Raw genomic sequence first — 17,255 nt, forward strand, 5'->3', positions numbered from 1 at the left:
AGGCGACACGTCAAAACGTATCGCCTTTCTTTTATTTAAACGTTCTCCACCCAATATCCCCACGGAAGAAGAAGTTCGTCCACTCTTTTTTCGCAAGCTCAGCATATACTTTTTCCTGTGCTTCCTTTAAATCCGCTGCTTCTGCTGCGACTAGTAGCACACGGCCGCCGTTCCCAACGAACTGGCCATCTACCAGCTTTGTACCTGCATGGAATACTGGTAGTTCGATGTCATTTAAGCTAGGAAGAGCATTGCCTTTTACGACATCACCTGGATAGCCTTCAGCTGCTACTACAACACCTAGCATTGCCTCATCTTTCCATTGTAGATCAAATGGTTTTACTTCCATTAAGCTAATCATAAATTCACCGAAGTCAGATGCCATACGTGGTAATACAACTTGTGTTTCCGGGTCACCGAAACGTGCGTTAAACTCGATTACTTTCGGACCTTTAGACGTTAAAATTAAGCCAGCATACAGGATACCAGTGAATGAGACACCTTCTGCATCCATTGCTTTTACAGTTGGCTCAACGATTGTGTCGTATGCTACTTTTACAATGTCTTCAGAAATTTGCGGTACTGGTGAATAAGCACCCATTCCTCCTGTATTTGGTCCTTTATCGCCGTCATATGCACGTTTATGATCTTGTGCAATGACCATTGGATAAATTTGCCCTTTATGTACAAAACTCATGAAGCTGAATTCTTCGCCATCCAGGAATTCTTCTACAACAACACGTGAAGAAGAATCGCCAAAACGCTGGTTACCGATCATATCTTCCACCGCTTCAATTGCCTCTTGTTCCGTCATGGCTACAATTACACCTTTTCCGGCAGCTAATCCGTCCGCTTTAATAACAATTGGAGCACCTTGCGCTTTAATATAAGCTACTGCTTTATCTGCTTCTGTAAATGTTTCGTGCGCTGCAGTCGGAATATTATATTTGTTCATAATCTCTTTTGCATAAGATTTCGACCCTTCAATTTTTGCCGCCGCTTTTGTTGGACCGAAAATAACCAAGCCCTGCTCATTGAAGTAGTCAACGATTCCTTCTGCTAATGGCTGCTCGGGACCTACAAATGTTAAAGCCACATCATTTTCTTTTGCAAACTGTGCAAGTGCTGCGAAATCCAGTGCATCGATTGCAACAACTTGTGCATCCTGCTTCATTCCGTCATTTCCTGGTGCTACGAATACCTTTTGTACAGATGGTGCATTGTTGAATTGCTTCGCGATCGCATGTTCACGACCACCACTACCGATTACAAGAATGTTCATATTAGCTTCCCCTTTTATAGAAATTTGGATAAAAAAAACGCCCGCCAAATTTTAGGCGAGCGTTTTTCATTAATGGTCGTTTACACTGCGCTACCCGACCAAAAGTAGTGCTGTGCATCTTACAATCAATGATTATTTTATTATTAACAGCGTATCTCCCGGCCAAAGTCGATACAGTTGTTAATAAAATTAGGTTACGATGGGGACCCGGCCAAGAATCACCCAATCGTCTTATTTACCCCTCTCCCGGCCAGAAAGAAGAATAAATAAAGCATTTGCAAACGCTTCTGCTAACGTCCGGCCAGAACATTAGCGAAACTTTATTCTATTATAACGTAAATTTAATAATTTCTCTACTGCTAACTTATTAATTAATGTTTAAAGTGACGAACTCCTGTAAATACCATTGCAATACCGTACTTGTTTGCTGCATCGATTGATTCCTGATCTTTAATTGAGCCGCCTGGTTGAATGATCGCTTTAATACCGGCTTTAGCCGCTGCTTCCACTGTGTCGCCCATTGGGAAGAATGCATCCGAAGCCAATGCCGCGCCCTGTGCTTTTTCCCCGGCTTGTTCAAAGGCAATTTTTGCTGCGCCAACACGGTTCATTTGACCAGCACCAACACCTAATGTCATTTGTTTATCCGTAACAACAATGGCGTTTGATTTTACATGCTTCACAACTGCCCAGCCCAGTTTTAATGCTTCCCACTCTTCTTCAGTCGGTTCACGGTCTGTCACAACTTGAATGTTGGCATCTTTAAAGCCGAAACGGTCCGGCTCCTGTACAAGTAATCCACCTTCAACAGCAACAACATTGAATTGATCCTGCTTTTCCTGTGTGAAGTCGATTGTTAACAAGCGAATATTTTTCTTTTGCGTTAAAATCTCTAATGCCTCTGCAGTAAAGCTTGGCGCAATAATGATTTCAAGGAAAATACCTGATAATTTTTCTGCAGTTGCTTTGTCCACTTCTTTGTTTAATGCGATGATACCGCCGAAAATCGATGTTGAATCTGCTTCGTAAGCCTTGTTGAATGCTTCTTCGATAGTTTCACCAGTACCGACACCACATGGGTTCATATGCTTCACGGCAACCGCTGCAGGCATTTCAAATTCTTTCACGATTTGCAATGCTGCATTTGCATCCTGGATATTGTTGTACGATAATTCTTTACCGTGTAATTGAGTTGCATAGGCAATCGAGAAATCCGAACCTAAACGTTTTGCATAAAATGCCGCTTTTTGGTGAGGGTTTTCACCATAGCGTAATGTTTGCTTCAGTTCATATGTTAACGTCATATTTTCCGGGAACTCTTCGCCAATTGCATTTGATAAATGATTGGAAATGTACGAATCATATGCAGCTGTATGGCGGAATACTTTTGCTGCTAAACGACGACGTGTTGTTAATGTCGTTTTTCCATCTGCCTTTAATTCTTCCAATACAGCAGAATAGTCATTTGCATCAACAATTACCGTTACATAATCATGGTTTTTTGCTGCCGAACGTAGCATTGTCGGACCGCCAATATCGATGTTTTCAATTGCATCATCCCAAGATACATCCGGTTTTGAAATCGTTTCGACGAACGGATATAAGTTGACACATACAATTTCGATTGGGCGGATGCCATGTTCGTTCATTTGCGCAACATGGCTTGGCTCATCAAACTTACCTAATAGACCGCCATGGATCATCGGATTTAATGTTTTTACACGGCCATCCAAAATTTCCGGGAAGTTTGTTACTTCATCTACTGCTGTTACCGGAACGTTGTTTTGTTGTAATAAACTTTTTGTTCCACCTGTAGAAAGTACTTCATAGCCAAGAGCTACTAATTCTTTTGCAAATTCTAAAATACCATTTTTATCTGAAACACTAATAAGTGCACGTTTCGTCACGATTAGGTCCTCCAATTTTGTTATTATAAATGTTGTTTTCCGTTACGGCGGACGCTTTCCGGGGGCACGAGGCCAACAGGATGTTGGTCACAAAAGCGTTGCCACAGGACGTGGCGTTCTTAGCTTTTGTTCCTAGTCTCAGGCGTCGTGCTTGTCCCCCAGGAGTCGCCGCCTTCACTCCAAACAACAATATCCAGTCAAAATACTATCCTTAAAATAATAGAATTCGTTGGTAAATTTTTTCATCTTTTCGGTGAGCAATGCCCTCACAGGAGCGGCTCATGCGAATTTACTTATTTGTGTTGAATAATTGCTGTAATGTTTTCGTATATAGCGCATGTTCTAATTTATGTATACGCTCTTCTGTCGCTTCACGGTTACCATCGACAACGTCAACTGCTCCTTGCGAGATAATCTTTCCCGTATCCATTCCCGCATCAACAAAGTGAACCGTCACACCCGTAACTTTTACGCCATGAGTCATTGCCTGACCAATGGCATCTTTCCCGGGAAATGATGGCAGCAGCGACGGATGAATATTGATAATCCGATGCTCATAAGCCGATAACAATGTTTCCCCTACAAGGCGCATATAACCTGCTAATATAATCCATTCAATCTCTCGTTCTTTTAACAGTTCAACAAGTTTTGATTCATAAGATGCCTTGTCGGCAAAGGTTTTCGGTGCAAGCTCCGTAACAGGTATACCGAATTTTTGTGCACGTGTTACAACAAAAGCACCTGGCTTATCCGTAACTACCAGTTCGATCGTCGCATTAAGTTCACCGCGACTAATCGCTTCCTGGATGGCCTGAAAGTTACTACCGCTTCCAGATGCGAATACGGCAATTTTCGTACCCATTACACTAAGCTCCCATCATGTTCGCCGTTGAATATAACACCTTCACCGTTTACAACGCGACCGATTGTGTAAGCTTTTTCACCTTCAGCTTCCACTGCTGCGATCACTTTATCTGCTTCACTTGCTGGAACTGCAATAACAAAGCCGATTCCCATGTTGAATACGTTATATAAATCTTTGTCCGCTAATGCACCTTTTTCTTTTAAAAATTCAAAGATGCGCAGCACCGGCCAAGACCCTAATTCAATTTCCGTTGCCAAACCTTGTGGCATCATACGTGGCAAGTTTTCATAGAAACCCCCGCCTGTTACGTGTGCGCAACCGTGTACATCTGCAGCTTTAAGTGCTGCTAAAACAGGTTTTGCATAAAGCTTTGTAGGAACAAGAAGTGCTTCGCCGATTGGGCCAAGATCTTCATAGCCTTCTACTACTGCATCAACCGCAATTTTATTGTCCGCGAACACAATTTTACGTACTAATGAATAGCCGTTTGAATGTACACCACTAGAAGCAAGACCGATTAAAACGTCGCCTTCCACAATCTTTTCCCCTGTAATGATGTCCGATTTTTCACAAGCACCTACAGCAAAACCAGCTAAATCATACTCATCCTCTTCGTAAAGCCCTGGCATTTCAGCTGTTTCTCCACCGATTAATGCTGCACCGGACTGTACACAACCGTCCGCAACACCTTTTACAATCTGCTCAATTTTTGCAGGCTCGGCTTTTCCTACCGCAACATAATCAAGGAAGTAAAGTGGCTCAGCACCCTGTGCAACGATATCATTTACACACATTGCAACACAGTCCACTCCGATTGTATCGTGTTTATCAACCATAAATGCAAGCTTCAGTTTCGTTCCGACACCGTCAGTACCTGAAATAAGAACTGGTTCCTTTAAGTTCAGTGCAGACAAATCAAACATGCCTCCAAAGCCGCCAAACGTTCCCATCACACCTAAACGGTTTGTACGCTCAACATGTGATTTCATACGTTTTACTGCTTCATAACCTGCCTCAATATTTACGCCTGCCTGTTCATATGCTTTTGACATAATGTACTTGCTCCTCCTTAATTTCTAACAGTCTTTTTCATGTGGTAACACTGTGTCCGGGAAAATTTCTGTCGGGTATTTACCTGTAAAGCATGCCACACATAGTCCGCCATTTTCATCTTCAAACGGTCGGTTCGTTGCACGGACCATACCTTCCAGCGATAAAAATGTCAGCGTGTCCGCTTCAATTGCTACCCGTATATCTTCCACACTGTGGCTTGATGCAATCAGCTCTTCATGTGTCGATGTATCGATTCCGTAATAACAAGGGTCTGTCATTGGCGGTGAAGAAATGACTACATGCACTTCTGCCGCACCTGCTTCTTTCAGCATGCGTACAATACGTCTCGATGTTGTACCGCGTACGATTGAATCATCCACCATTACAACACGTTTTCCTTTTACGACTTGTACGACAGGTGAAAGCTTCATTTTTACACCGCGTTCGCGAAGTTCTTGTGTCGGCTGGATAAAAGTACGCCCAACATAGCGGTTTTTAATTAAACCAAGCTCGTATGGAATACCACTCGCTTCAGAAAATCCGATTGCCGCAGAAATAGATGAGTCTGGAACTCCTGTAACGACATCCGCTTCAATATGGGCACATTCTTTTGCAAGTTCTTTCCCCATACGTTTACGTGCCATATGGATATTCACTTCATCAATATTCGAATCAGGACGTGCAAGGTATACATATTCCATTGCGCACATCGTACGTTTGTCCCTTTCAACATAGCTGTCGATTTCAAGGCCATTATTTGAAATGATCAATAACTCCCCAGGTTCCACTTCACGTACGTATTCTGCACCGATTAAATCAAATGCACATGTTTCAGATGCAACTACATAAGAATCCCCTAGCTTACCGAGTGAAAGCGGACGCAACCCATTTCGGTCACGCGCAACAATCATTTGGTCATTCGTCAGTAAAATAATAGAGAAGGCACCTTTTAATAGAGACAATGCTTCTTTCACTTTTGAACGAAATGGTGAGTGTTTTGATTTTTTTATGAGATGGATAACAACCTCTGTATCGGAAGTCGAGTTAAAAATGCTGCCAGAGCGTTCTAAAAACTGTTTTAAATGTGTAGCATTCACCAAATTCCCATTATGGGCAATTGCCAATGAACCAGTTGAAGAACGGAATAACAATGGCTGAACATTCTCCAGCCCCTTGCCGCCTGCTGTTGCGTATCGTACATGCGCAATTGCTGCGTGCCCTACTACTTTACGTAATTTATCTTCATTGAACACGTCATTTACAAGACCTTCGCCGCGTACAGCCTGAAGCTGATTACCGTCAGTTGTGACGATACCAGCTCCTTCCTGTCCGCGATGCTGTAATGCGTGTAAACCGTAATAACTTAAGTGCGCTGCATCTTGGTTGCCCCAAATGCCAAATACGCCGCATTCCTCATTTAAGCCTCTGATTTCAGCAAGCATGGAATTGCTCCTTTCCAGGCAGAACGGAATTCCTCCACAGTACCTTCAACAAGTACACCAGTTTCTCCGCTAATTTTAATGTTCGCGTCGTCTGTTACTGTACCGATTTTTTGTGCGTCTTTTACGATTGTTTCAAAGCCTGCTGCATGTTCAGCTTTCACTGTTACTACAAAGCGTGATTGTGACTCTGAGAATAGAGCCGTCGTTGCAGAACCTGTTAATGCTACGTCTAAACCTAAACCTTTTGCAGCGAATGTTTTCTCCGCCAATGCAACCGCAACTCCACCTTCAGAAACATCATGCGCTGACTGAACTAGTCCTGCCTGAATTGCTTCCAAAATCGATTGTTGACGTGCCGCTTCGACTGTTAAATCGATTGAAGGTGCTTTACCTGAAATGCCGCCTTCAATTAACTTTTGTAATTCAGAACCACCGAATTCTGTTTTTGTATCACCGATTACGTACACAACATCACCGGCAGCTTTAACTTCCTGTGTTGTAACATGCGCTAAATCTTTTACTAATCCAACCATACCGATTGTTGGTGTTGGGTAAACCGCTTCGCCTGAACGCTCATTGTACATGGATACGTTACCGCCAATTACTGGTGCGTCCAGTGCTAAACAAGCTTCCGCAATACCGTCTGCTGATTTTTGAATTTGCCAGAAGATTTCCGGTTTTTCCGGGTTCCCGAAGTTTAGACAGTCTGTAATTGCAAGTGGTTGTCCACCAGAACATACGATGTTACGTGCTGCTTCAGCAACAGCAATTTTTCCGCCAGTTGTCGGATCAAGATAAATATAGCGAGCATTACAGTCTGTCGTCATCGCCAAACCTTTATTTGTACCACGTACACGTAATACTGCGGCATCCGAACCTGGTGCTACAACTGTATTCGTACGTACTTGATAGTCATACTGATCGTAAACCCACTCTTTAGAAGCGATTGTCGGTGCTTTTAAAAGTGCTGTTAACGTTTCTTTGTAATCTGTTACTTTTGGTTCTGCATTTTCCATTGCCTGATATTGTGCAAAGTAAGCTGGCTCAGCATCCGGCATATTATAAACTGGTGCATCTTCAGCTAATGCATCTGCAGGTACTTCTGCTACCACTTCACCTTTGTGAAGTAAACGAAGCATTTTATCTTCTGTTACTTTCCCTACTGCTACTGCATCAAGATCATATTTATCGAAAATCGCTTTAATTTCATCTTCACGGCCTGCTTTTACAACGATCAGCATACGCTCTTGAGATTCAGATAACATCATTTCATAAGCTGACATATTTGTCTCACGTTGAGGAACTAAGTCCAAGTTCATCTCTACACCGGTACCGGCTTTAGAAGCCATTTCTGCTGAAGATGAAGTAAGACCTGCTGCACCCATATCCTGAATACCAACTAATGCATCTGATTTTACAACTTCCAGACAAGCTTCAAGAAGTAATTTTTCCATGAATGGGTCACCAACTTGTACTGCCGAGCGACTTTCTTCAGTATCTTCTGTCAATTCTTCAGATGAGAATGTTGCACCATGAATTCCGTCACGACCTGTTTTCGCACCAACGTACATAACAGTATTTCCAACACCTGCAGCAACGCCTTTTTGAATATCCTTATGATCGATTAATCCGACACACATTGCATTTACAAGCGGATTCCCTTCATAGCAAGGATCAAAAGCAATTTCTCCGCCTACTGTCGGAATACCAATACAGTTACCGTACCCTGCAATACCGGCTACGACTTCTTCAAATAAATATTTGCCGCGCGCTGATTTTAATTCTCCAAAACGTAAAGAGTTCAGCATCGCAATCGGGCGGGCACCCATAGAGAAAACGTCACGGATAATTCCCCCTACACCTGTTGCAGCACCTTGGTATGGTTCAATTGCAGATGGATGGTTATGGGATTCCATTTTGAAAACAACTGCCTGTTCATCACCGATGTCAACAATGCCGGCACCTTCACCAGGGCCTTGCAGTACTTGAGGACCTTTTGTCGGGAATTTACGAAGTACTGGCTTCGATTTTTTATAAGAGCAGTGCTCAGACCACATTACCGAGAAAAGACCTGTTTCCGTCCAGTTTGGAATACGACCTAATTTTTCAATTGCTAAGTCAAATTCCGCATCTGACATCCCCATGTCTGCATAGAGACGTTTTTCCTTAATTTGCTCTGGTGTTGGTTCGAAATTAGTTGTTAACATGCTGTTCCCTCCACTGCTTCACAATTGATTTAAATAGTTTAAGACCATCTGCGCCACCAACGATTTCATTTGCGGCACGTTCAGGATGCGGCATCATTCCGAGTACATTGCCTTCTTTGTTGATGATTCCAGCAATATCCGCTAAAGATCCGTTCGGATTTTCACCTTCATATGTGAAGACAATCTGTTTATTCGCTTGTAAAGAAGCTAATGTTTCGTCATCACAGTAGTAGTTGCCTTCACCGTGTGCGATCGGTATATTGATGACTTCTCCTTCTTCATATCCATTAGTAAATAATGTGCGGTTGTTTTCAACTTTTAGCTGTACTGTACGGCACATGAATTTCAGGTTTTTATTGCGGATAAGAGCTCCTGGTAACAGCCCAGCTTCCGTTAAAATCTGGAATCCGTTACAAACACCTAACACGGGTTTGCCTTGTGCAGCAAATTCTTTTAAAGCTGACATAATGTTTGATTGGTTTGCCATTGCGCCACAACGTAAATAGTCTCCATATGAGAAACCGCCAGGCACTAATGCCCCGTCAAATCCGTCTAGACTTGTAGCTGTATGCCAAACATATTCTACTTCTTCACCTAGCTCGTCCTTAATCGCATGAAACATGTCGATATCACAGTTAGACCCCGGGAAAACGAGTACTGCAAATTTCATCGTATTATGCCTCCTCAACTTCGTAACGGTACTTTTCAATCACCGTGTTCGTTAATACTTTTTCGCACATTTCTTTAACGATTGTGTCAATATCACGGTCAGTATCTTCGATTGTAACTTCCAAATACTTGCCAATACGTACGCCAGAAACTTCACCATAACCGATTTTTTGCAGTGAGCCTTGAACTGCAGAACCTTGAGGATCCAGGATGCTTTCTTTTAATGTTACATATATTTTAACTTTCTTCATGAGTTAGTTGCCTCCAAGTTTTTGTAATATAATCTCATATACTTCCGTAAGATTGCCTAAATCGCGGCGGAATACGTCTTTATCAAGTTTTTGCTTTGTATTAGAGTCCCATAAACGACAAGTGTCAGGAGAAATTTCATCGGCAAGTAAAATATTGCCGTCTTTATCACGACCAAATTCCAGTTTGAAGTCGACTAACGTTACACCAACAGCAGTAAAGATTGGACGCAGCACTTCATTCACATGCAGTGCCGCATTATATAGCTGTTCTACTTCCTTTGGTGTTGCGATATCCAGCACTTCAATATGCTCTGTTGTAATCATCGGATCACCTAATGCATCATCTTTATAGTAAAATTCGACGATCGGACGCTTAAGCAATGTGCCCTCATCCAAGCCTAGACGTTTAGCAAGGCTGCCTGCAGCAATATTGCGTGTAACAACTTCGATTGGAATAATTTCGACTTTACGTACAAGCTGTTCGTTTGCTGAAAGTCTTTTTACGAAATGTGATTCAATTCCGTTTTCTTGTAACTTCTCAAAAAGCAATGTCGTAATTTGATTGTTTAAATTTCCCTTGCCAGCAATCTCGGCTTTTTTCTCGCCATTAAATGCTGTTGCACTATCTTTGTATTCAACAAAAAGTATTTCAGTATCTTCTGTTGTATAAAGTCGTTTTGCTTTCCCTTCATATAAAAGCTGCCCTTTATTCATGACGTATTCCTCCTGATTAATGATTAGTTAGTTAAGTCCTAAACGTTCGAAAATCAAATCAACATTCTGAATATGGTAGTTGTAGTCAAAGCAGTCTGCAATCTCTTCCGGTGATAGATACGCTGTGATTTTTTCACTAGCTTCCACAAGCGGACGGAATTGTGTTTGCTCATCCCAAGCACGTGCTGTTAATGGCTGAACCGTATCGTACGCTTCCTCACGTGATAATCCTTTGTCGATTAACGCAAGTAAAATACGCTGTGAGTAGATCAGACCAAATGTACGCTCCATATTGCGTTTCATATTGTCAGGGAATACAGTTAAGTTTTTCAAAATATTACCGAAACGATTTAACATATAATTTAATGTAATTGTGGCATCCGGAATAATGACACGTTCAGCTGAAGAATGTGAGATATCACGTTCATGCCATAAAGCCACATTTTCATAAGCTGTCAGCATATAGCCGCGCATTAATCGTGCCATACCTGTCATATTTTCAGAGCCGATTGGATTTCGCTTATGCGGCATAGCAGATGAACCTTTTTGCCCTTTCGCAAATCCTTCTTCCACTTCACGTGTTTCGGATTTTTGCAGTCCGCGGATTTCTGTCGCAAACTTTTCAATTGATGTAGCGATCAAAGCCAGTGTAGAAAAGTATTGTGCATGACGGTCACGCTGCAATGTCTGTGTAGAAATTGGTGCAGCTGCTAATCCAAGATGTTCACATACATAGCTTTCAACACGTGGGTTAATATTGGCATATGTTCCGACAGCACCGCTCATTTTACCTGTTTCTATTACTTTTGCGGCTTCTTCAAAACGTACTAAGTTACGGCGCATCTCTTCAAGCCATAATGCCAGCTTTAAACCAAATGTTGTCGGTTCTGCATGCACACCGTGCGTACGTCCCATCATTACTGTAAATTTATGCTCTTTTGCTTTTTCAGTCAGAATAGCGATGAATTGATGTAAGTCTTTTCGTAAAATTTCATTCGCCTGTTTGATTAAATATGATAGTGCTGTATCTACAACGTCCGTTGAAGTTAAACCGTAGTGCACCCATTTCTTTTCCTCACCAAGTGCAGGTGTTTCCGAAACAGCTCGTGTAAATGCTACGACATCATGACGTGTTTCCTGCTCAATTTCATAAATACGATCGATATTAAATGATGCATTTGCACGTAATTTCGCTACATCTTCTTTAGGAATTTCGCCGATTTCAGCCCAAGCTTCACAAGCTAAAATCTCTACTTCAAGCCATGCTTTAAATTTGTTTTCTTCAGTCCAAATTGCACCCATTTCAGGACGTGTATAGCGTTCTATCATAAATCTTCTCCTTTTACTCCGGCCAAATACCAGAGTCTGTAATTTGTTGTAATGCTGTATTTATATCATCTGTCATGATTGTGACATGACCCATTTTTCGATTTACCTTTGCTTCTGATTTCCCGTACAAATGTACTGACCAGCCAGGAAACTTCGAAATTGAATTTGTTAATGGAACGACATGCTGACCAAGTACATTTACCATAATTGATGGTCCCCACAGTTTTGGTTTACGTAGCGGCCAACCGCATACTGCACGGATATGCTGAGTGAACTGTGAAATATTGCATGCCTCAATCGAATAATGGCCTGAGTTATGCGGACGTGGTGCGCATTCGTTAATTACGATACTGCCATCTTCAAGGACGAACATTTCAACCGCCAATGTTCCAATCAGTTGTAGGGAATCCGCAATTTTTAGAGCAGCTTCTTCAGCTAATTGAGCTGTAGACCTTTCGATACGGGCCGGCACAATCGTTTCATGTAAAATATGATTTATATGAATGTTTTCTCCAACGGGCAAGCAGTATGTTTCACCATCTCCATTGCGTTGAACGATGACTGAAATCTCTTTCGTAAACGGTACAAAACCTTCTGCAATGCATTGTGAATGTGCAAATAACTCTTTTGCTAAGGGTAAGTCCTCAGCAGATTTCAATAACTGCTGACCTTTCCCGTCATAACCGCCCCGAGCTGTTTTTACGATACAGGGGAAGCCGATTTCTCCGATTTTTTCTTGAAGCTCGTCATATGTAGAAGCGACAATATACGGCGCAACCGGACAGCCTGCATCAACGATCATTTGCTTTTCTGTAACGCGATTTTGTGTAATGCGCACAAGTTCTGCACCTTGAGGAACATATGCCATTTGTGTTAATCGCTTTAAGCCATCGTAATCGATGTTTTCAAACTCATATGTTATGACATCACTAACTTCCGCAAGCTCTTCCAATGCTGCTTCGTCATCATAGGCTGCGACGATTCGTATGTCTGCCACTTGTCCACAAGGAGAATCCATCGTTGGCTCCAGTACTGCGATTTTATAGCCGGCTTCCTTTGCCGCAACAGCCATCATACGACCTAGCTGACCGCCGCCGATAATACCGATTGTTTGTCCAGGGTAAATCATTTTCTTCACGTCAAGTCACCTGTGCTTTCCAAAACTTGCGCTTTCGTCGCTTCACGTCGTGCCTCAAGCTTTGCAGCAAGTTCCTGATCAAACGCTCCTAAAATTTGCGCTGCAAGGAGACCAGCATTTGTTGCTCCAGCCTTGCCGATTGCTACAGTTGCTACAGGTACGCCACCTGGCATCTGCACAATCGATAGTAGTGAATCAAGTCCGTTCAATGCTCGTGACTGTACAGGTACGCCGATTACAGGTAATGTCGTTTTTGCTGCTACCATACCTGGTAAATGAGCCGCTCCACCAGCCCCTGCAATAATTACTTGAATACCGCGTCCACGTGCCGCTTCCGCATATTCAAACATTAAATCTGGTGTGCGATGTGCTGAAACGACTTTCTTTTCATAAGGTACCTGCAGCTCGTCCAAAATGTCACAAGCATGCTTCATCGTTTCCCAATCGCTAGAACTTCCCATAATAACGCCAATTTTCGGATTCATGAATTTCGCTCCTTTAAACATCTTCTCCACTTGTTAAAAATCAATGTAAAAATCCTCAAATAAACTGCTCTCTACGCTCTACGCATGAGAAAGCAATCTACTTGAGGATTGAGCATTAAAAGTATATGTAGATAATTGCATTGTGATCCACACCCTTTATTCATCACACCTGAAGTTGCTTTCCCACATAGTCCGGTATTTACGGTGCCGGGTAGAGACACTAGAGCCATATTCTCTAGCATATATGAGGGATTAAATGTTTTTCCTGTACACATTTTAACAAGGGTTACGTATAAAATCAATGCAAAAATGCGAACAATATTTTTAAAGTAAAAGATATTGTTCGTCTTTTAAACAAATCATCCGTTAATCTTCTATTAATAAACCTTTAAATTGTATCTTTTGACGTAAGTAAACAGGCTCGCCATTTACCTCTTCAAATACCGGTTCCTCTCTTCGTCCAAAGGGCATATAGCCATCTTTCTTCATTCTTTCAAGGCATTGCTCGATTGTTTCATTTTCTTCTACTTCATACCACACTTGCTTTTTACCCAAAAATGTCATCCTTCCACATGTAAAATATCGCTCTAACTATACCACGATATTTTTAGTACTTTCTAATAGAAAAGCTTTATTTTGTGAACGATTTGTCACAACTGGAAAATAAAACAGAGCAATCAAAGTTTTACTATGATTGCTCCTGCACTTTTATTTTATATACTCCATTTGTTCTGTTAACTCCAGTATTTCCTCAAATGTCAAATCAAGATTTTCAATAATTATATTATAGCGCAAACCTTCTTCATCCCATTGAAGTAATTTGAAAGTCTCCAAATCAATTTTAGATCCTTTTTGCCCACGTACTTCAATGATTTCTTCATCTTCACCGATGGATTCCATTGGCTTGAAGATTGAAAGCGAAAATTGCTGCTCACCGTTTTTGGAATATGTTAAAGCGATTTCTCCGGTTTCTGCCATCCCCATATCTTCAATACCTTCCAATGTGTAACCAAGTGATTCGGGGAAGATTAAAAATGTGCCCAGCTTCTCGACAGCTTCTTCCTCTGTTAGTTGTTCGATTGGCTGATAAGACTCATATTTCACATCAGCATCTTCCGGTATATCCAGCGTAAATTTGGAATCATCAATTTTACTGTTTGGTTCAAATTTTGTGAATTCAGAAGTTAATTTCATATCACCATTTGCCGAAATCGTCTTTAATGTCATCCATGTTTTTTTATCTACCCATACTTCCATATCTCCAATAAGCGTATTTTTCTTTTTCACTTTTGCGATTAAATGGTATGTTTCGTGACCGGCGATCTTTTCTTCTTCACCAATCGTAATGTCATGGGAATTTTTTATTTGTTCCAATGTACGTAATGCCTGCTCTTTTAACGTTGGTCGTACTGAATTTTCAACGTCCGGTCCAAGTTCAAAAATAATCGCTTCATTTGTTGTTTTTGAATAGGAAGATACTGTTTTACCGTCATTTACTGCAATCGATTCCTCTCCTGTGGAGTCAACCATTTCTACACGAGTCTTTCCGTTTTTCTCCCATTGCTTTGAAAGAATTTCCGTACCGTCATCCATTATCATTTTATATTCTCCATAATAGGAATCTAGCTCAGACGTCTCCTGCATTGCCTGATTCAATATTTCCTGGGGTGAATAACTTTCCTCATTGCTGCATGCCGCCAAAGATAGCGTTAAAACTACTGCTGCTGAATAAATCCACTTTTTCATTTTACCCATTCCTCTCTTCTTCAATTGATGGTAGCCATATGAAAATCGCTAGTTGATTTTGCTGCGCTATAGCTGTAATCGTTCCATCATGTTTAGCCATTATTTGCTTTGCAATACTTAAACCGAGACCAGCCCCCCGTTCGCCAATATGGCTCCGGGAATCATCAATTTGATACAGGGGATCAAACATTTCTTTACATTGCTGTTCCGATAATGTTGCGCCGCTGTTTTTTACAACAATATAAATGCCCTTTTCTGTAAAGCTTTCTGCTAATTTCCCAAAACTCCACGAAGGAATATTCGGTGATTCAAATGCCGATATACCAATTGTTCCTCCAGGATTTGTATACGTCCAGGCATTTGCGACAACATTGTCGACAACACGCATCAGTTGCTTCGGATTTACAAAATAACTTCCTTCTACATTGACTGTTGTTTTCGCTTCGAACCCTTTTTCCCTGCTGATCTGTTCATAATCACTAAGCAGCATTTCAAAAAACTCTTCACCATCGACCTTTACTAGTTCCAATTCATAGGTCGGGGACTGCAATAATGTCAACATCATTAAGTCATCAAGCAACTGCTTCATATAGTCGGCTTTGGACTGAATGACCTGCAAATACTCGTGCTGTTCCTTTTCGGAATGGCTCCCGTGCCGTAAACTTTCTGCGTATGCTTGAATTGATGTAAGAGGCGTTTTCAAGTCATGTGACAGACTCGCAATCATAAATTCCTTTTGCTGCTGTTCCACTGCAAGATTTTTTCGGGTCGCAGTTATTTCCTGTTGCATTAATTGAAAGCTCTCGGTTAATTTCCCGATTTCATCCTTTGTTACTGGCAGCGGATTTGTTTCTTCATCCTTGGCAAAAGCATGCATTTGTTCCATTAGGCGTTTTGCCGGCTTATTGAGGCGTCTGTTCAGCAAATAGACAACCGCCGCGTATAGGAGCAGCATTACTATGATTAAACTAATAATGACAAATAGTGATTTTGTATTTACTTGTTCCAGCCATTCAGAACGAACGAGCGTAATTTTGTATATACCTTTTATTTTCCCGTCTTCATAAACAGGTTCTTTATAAATAAATGTCTTATAGTTTTGTTCAAACTCATACAGATTTTTATAAACGTAACTTTTCGACTCAAAGCTGCTGAAAGGATTAATTAAATTTGAAGAATAATAGATCTTCCCATTTGGATTATATAATGTAATCATTAACTGATCGGAAGTCAGTTTCTCGATTCCTTTATAATTCGCATTCATATTGTAAAGCGATGGATGATCCAACTGGTCTTTTAAATCTGTCACAACTGCCCACTTTTCTAAATATTCATCAACGTTTTTATCTTGGTAGTACGCGTTAATCGTTACATAAAGACCATACAATGCAAGCAACGGCAATATCATGACAAGCAAATACGTCAGTAGAAGCCATGATTTAATCTTCATATTTGTTCACCTATAAATCGGTAGCCCTTTCCCCATACAGTCTGTATATAGTTAGGTGATTTGACAGGATCGTTCAGCTTCTCACGCAATGCTTTAATGTGCACAGTAACCGTGTGTGTCTGGTCCAGCTCCACTTGATGCCATACATGTGTATACAACGCTTCCTTTGTAAATAGCTCGAATGGATTTTGTGCCAATACTTTCAGTAACGCAAACTCTTTTTGCGTCAAATTAACTTCAGCCTCTTCAATATAAACACGTTCTTTTAGCCAATCGATTTTTAATCCTTGTGCATATGAAATTGTTTCTTCTGTTGCAAAAACTTTATTATATCGCTGCCATCGCCTTAATTGAGACCGAACACGCGCTTTTAATTCTTCTAAAGAAAACGGCTTTGCCAAATAATCATCGGCATCTTGTAACCCTGTAACTTTATCCGTTTCATTGCTTTTTGCACTGATCATTATGATTGGGACATCGCTTTGCAGTCGAATATGTTCAATCATAGATAACCCATCCATTTCAGGCATCATCCAATCAACAAGTATTAAATCATAGTTTCCGGAAGAAAAATCCTCCAGCCCTTCAATTCCTGTCGTTGCCCATGTTACTGCATAGCCTTCCTTTATTAAAGTGTCTTTAATAATGCGAGCAATTTCGCGGTCATCTTCCACTAAAAGAATTTGTTGTGCCATCAAGTACGCCTCCTACGATCAC

At 41.2% G+C, this 17,255-nt stretch carries 16 protein-coding genes and 1 riboswitch; all 16 genes read right to left on the reverse strand.

Annotated features, from left to right (window positions below; translation table 11 throughout):
• Positions 1 to 31 precede the first annotated feature (31 nt).
• Positions 32 to 1,282 (reverse strand): phosphoribosylamine--glycine ligase, encoded by a 1,251-nt coding sequence (purD, locus tag MKY27_RS15900; RefSeq protein ID WP_339196264.1) that lies wholly within the window; start codon positions 1,280 to 1,282, stop codon positions 32 to 34.
• A 371-nt stretch (positions 1,283 to 1,653) separates the two neighbouring features.
• Positions 1,654 to 3,189: a bifunctional phosphoribosylaminoimidazolecarboxamide formyltransferase/IMP cyclohydrolase gene (gene purH / locus MKY27_RS15905; protein ID WP_339173890.1), complete on the reverse strand. Its 1,536-nt coding sequence runs from the start codon at positions 3,187 to 3,189 to the stop codon at positions 1,654 to 1,656.
• A gap of 289 nt (positions 3,190 to 3,478) precedes the next feature.
• Positions 3,479 to 4,051, reverse strand: a complete 573-nt coding sequence (gene purN / locus MKY27_RS15910; protein ID WP_339173892.1) for a phosphoribosylglycinamide formyltransferase — start codon at positions 4,049 to 4,051, stop codon at positions 3,479 to 3,481.
• Entirely contained in the window at positions 4,051 to 5,106 is a 1,056-nt protein-coding gene (gene purM / locus MKY27_RS15915; RefSeq protein WP_339173894.1) for a phosphoribosylformylglycinamidine cyclo-ligase, read from the reverse strand. Before purM ends, purN begins: the two co-directional genes overlap by 1 nt.
• A 24-nt stretch (positions 5,107 to 5,130) precedes the next feature.
• The gene (purF, locus tag MKY27_RS15920) at positions 5,131 to 6,549 is read right to left on the reverse strand and encodes an amidophosphoribosyltransferase (protein ID WP_339196266.1); all 1,419 of its coding nucleotides are present in this window, start codon (positions 6,547 to 6,549) and stop codon (positions 5,131 to 5,133) included.
• Positions 6,525 to 8,756 carry a phosphoribosylformylglycinamidine synthase subunit PurL gene (gene purL, locus MKY27_RS15925; RefSeq protein ID WP_339196268.1) on the reverse strand — a complete coding sequence of 744 codons (2,232 nt, stop codon included), beginning with the start codon at positions 8,754 to 8,756 and terminating at the stop codon, positions 6,525 to 6,527. The genes purF and purL overlap by 25 nt, the downstream gene beginning before the upstream one ends.
• On the reverse strand, positions 8,743 to 9,426 hold the full coding sequence (gene purQ, locus MKY27_RS15930; protein ID WP_339196270.1) for a phosphoribosylformylglycinamidine synthase subunit PurQ: 684 nt from the start codon (positions 9,424 to 9,426) through the stop codon (positions 8,743 to 8,745). Before purQ ends, purL begins: the two co-directional genes overlap by 14 nt.
• A 4-nt stretch (positions 9,427 to 9,430) precedes the next feature.
• The gene (purS, locus tag MKY27_RS15935) at positions 9,431 to 9,676 is read right to left on the reverse strand and encodes a phosphoribosylformylglycinamidine synthase subunit PurS (protein ID WP_339196271.1); all 246 of its coding nucleotides are present in this window, start codon (positions 9,674 to 9,676) and stop codon (positions 9,431 to 9,433) included.
• Positions 9,677 to 9,679: 3 nt separating this feature from the next.
• Positions 9,680 to 10,390, reverse strand: a complete 711-nt coding sequence (gene purC / locus MKY27_RS15940) for a phosphoribosylaminoimidazolesuccinocarboxamide synthase (protein WP_339196273.1) — start codon at positions 10,388 to 10,390, stop codon at positions 9,680 to 9,682.
• Between the two features lie 27 nt (positions 10,391 to 10,417).
• Positions 10,418 to 11,719 carry an adenylosuccinate lyase gene (gene purB / locus MKY27_RS15945; protein WP_339196275.1) on the reverse strand — a complete coding sequence of 434 codons (1,302 nt, stop codon included), beginning with the start codon at positions 11,717 to 11,719 and terminating at the stop codon, positions 10,418 to 10,420.
• 13 nt (positions 11,720 to 11,732) lie between these two features.
• Positions 11,733 to 12,857 (reverse strand): 5-(carboxyamino)imidazole ribonucleotide synthase, encoded by a 1,125-nt coding sequence (purK, locus tag MKY27_RS15950; RefSeq protein ID WP_339196276.1) that lies wholly within the window; start codon positions 12,855 to 12,857, stop codon positions 11,733 to 11,735.
• A complete protein-coding gene (gene purE, locus MKY27_RS15955) occupies positions 12,854 to 13,342 on the reverse strand; it encodes a 5-(carboxyamino)imidazole ribonucleotide mutase (protein WP_339173912.1) in 489 nt (162 codons plus the stop codon). Before purE ends, purK begins: the two co-directional genes overlap by 4 nt.
• 168 nt (positions 13,343 to 13,510) lie before the next feature.
• Positions 13,511 to 13,610, reverse strand: a riboswitch (purine riboswitch).
• 98 nt (positions 13,611 to 13,708) lie between these two features.
• The gene (locus tag MKY27_RS15960; protein WP_339173914.1) at positions 13,709 to 13,897 is read right to left on the reverse strand and encodes an NETI motif-containing protein; all 189 of its coding nucleotides are present in this window, start codon (positions 13,895 to 13,897) and stop codon (positions 13,709 to 13,711) included.
• A gap of 153 nt (positions 13,898 to 14,050) precedes the next feature.
• Positions 14,051 to 15,088 carry an outer membrane lipoprotein carrier protein LolA gene (locus MKY27_RS15965; protein WP_339196278.1) on the reverse strand — a complete coding sequence of 346 codons (1,038 nt, stop codon included), beginning with the start codon at positions 15,086 to 15,088 and terminating at the stop codon, positions 14,051 to 14,053.
• A 1-nt stretch (position 15,089) separates the two neighbouring features.
• A complete protein-coding gene (locus MKY27_RS15970; RefSeq protein WP_339196280.1) occupies positions 15,090 to 16,538 on the reverse strand; it encodes a histidine kinase dimerization/phospho-acceptor domain-containing protein in 1,449 nt (482 codons plus the stop codon).
• A complete protein-coding gene (locus MKY27_RS15975; RefSeq protein ID WP_339196282.1) occupies positions 16,535 to 17,233 on the reverse strand; it encodes a response regulator transcription factor in 699 nt (232 codons plus the stop codon). Before MKY27_RS15975 ends, MKY27_RS15970 begins: the two co-directional genes overlap by 4 nt.
• Positions 17,234 to 17,255 lie beyond the last annotated feature (22 nt).

It is taken from the genome of Solibacillus sp. FSL R5-0449 (assembly GCF_037975215.1).
Taxonomy (GTDB): Bacteria; Bacillota; Bacilli; order Bacillales_A; family Planococcaceae; genus Solibacillus.

Excerpts from the sequence above, each read along its gene's own strand:
- purL (WP_339196268.1), bottom strand. The coding sequence starts at position 8,756 with ATGTTAACAACTAATTTCGAACCAACACCAGAGCAAATTAAGGAAAAA.
- purQ (WP_339196270.1), bottom strand. The coding sequence starts at position 9,426 with ATGAAATTTGCAGTACTCGTTTTCCCGGGGTCTAACTGTGATATCGAC.
- MKY27_RS15970 (WP_339196280.1), bottom strand. The coding sequence starts at position 16,538 with ATGAAGATTAAATCATGGCTTCTACTGACGTATTTGCTTGTCATGATA.
- MKY27_RS15965 (WP_339196278.1), bottom strand. The coding sequence starts at position 15,088 with ATGAAAAAGTGGATTTATTCAGCAGCAGTAGTTTTAACGCTATCTTTG.
- MKY27_RS15975 (WP_339196282.1), bottom strand. The coding sequence starts at position 17,233 with ATGGCACAACAAATTCTTTTAGTGGAAGATGACCGCGAAATTGCTCGC.
- purC (WP_339196273.1), bottom strand. The coding sequence starts at position 10,390 with ATGAATAAAGGGCAGCTTTTATATGAAGGGAAAGCAAAACGACTTTAT.
- purM (WP_339173894.1), bottom strand. The coding sequence starts at position 5,106 with ATGTCAAAAGCATATGAACAGGCAGGCGTAAATATTGAGGCAGGTTAT.
- purF (WP_339196266.1), bottom strand. The coding sequence starts at position 6,549 with ATGCTTGCTGAAATCAGAGGCTTAAATGAGGAATGCGGCGTATTTGGC.
- purD (WP_339196264.1), bottom strand. The coding sequence starts at position 1,282 with ATGAACATTCTTGTAATCGGTAGTGGTGGTCGTGAACATGCGATCGCG.
- purS (WP_339196271.1), bottom strand. The coding sequence starts at position 9,676 with ATGAAGAAAGTTAAAATATATGTAACATTAAAAGAAAGCATCCTGGAT.
- purN (WP_339173892.1), bottom strand. The coding sequence starts at position 4,051 with ATGGGTACGAAAATTGCCGTATTCGCATCTGGAAGCGGTAGTAACTTT.
- purB (WP_339196275.1), bottom strand. The coding sequence starts at position 11,719 with ATGATAGAACGCTATACACGTCCTGAAATGGGTGCAATTTGGACTGAA.
- purE (WP_339173912.1), bottom strand. The coding sequence starts at position 13,342 with ATGAATCCGAAAATTGGCGTTATTATGGGAAGTTCTAGCGATTGGGAA.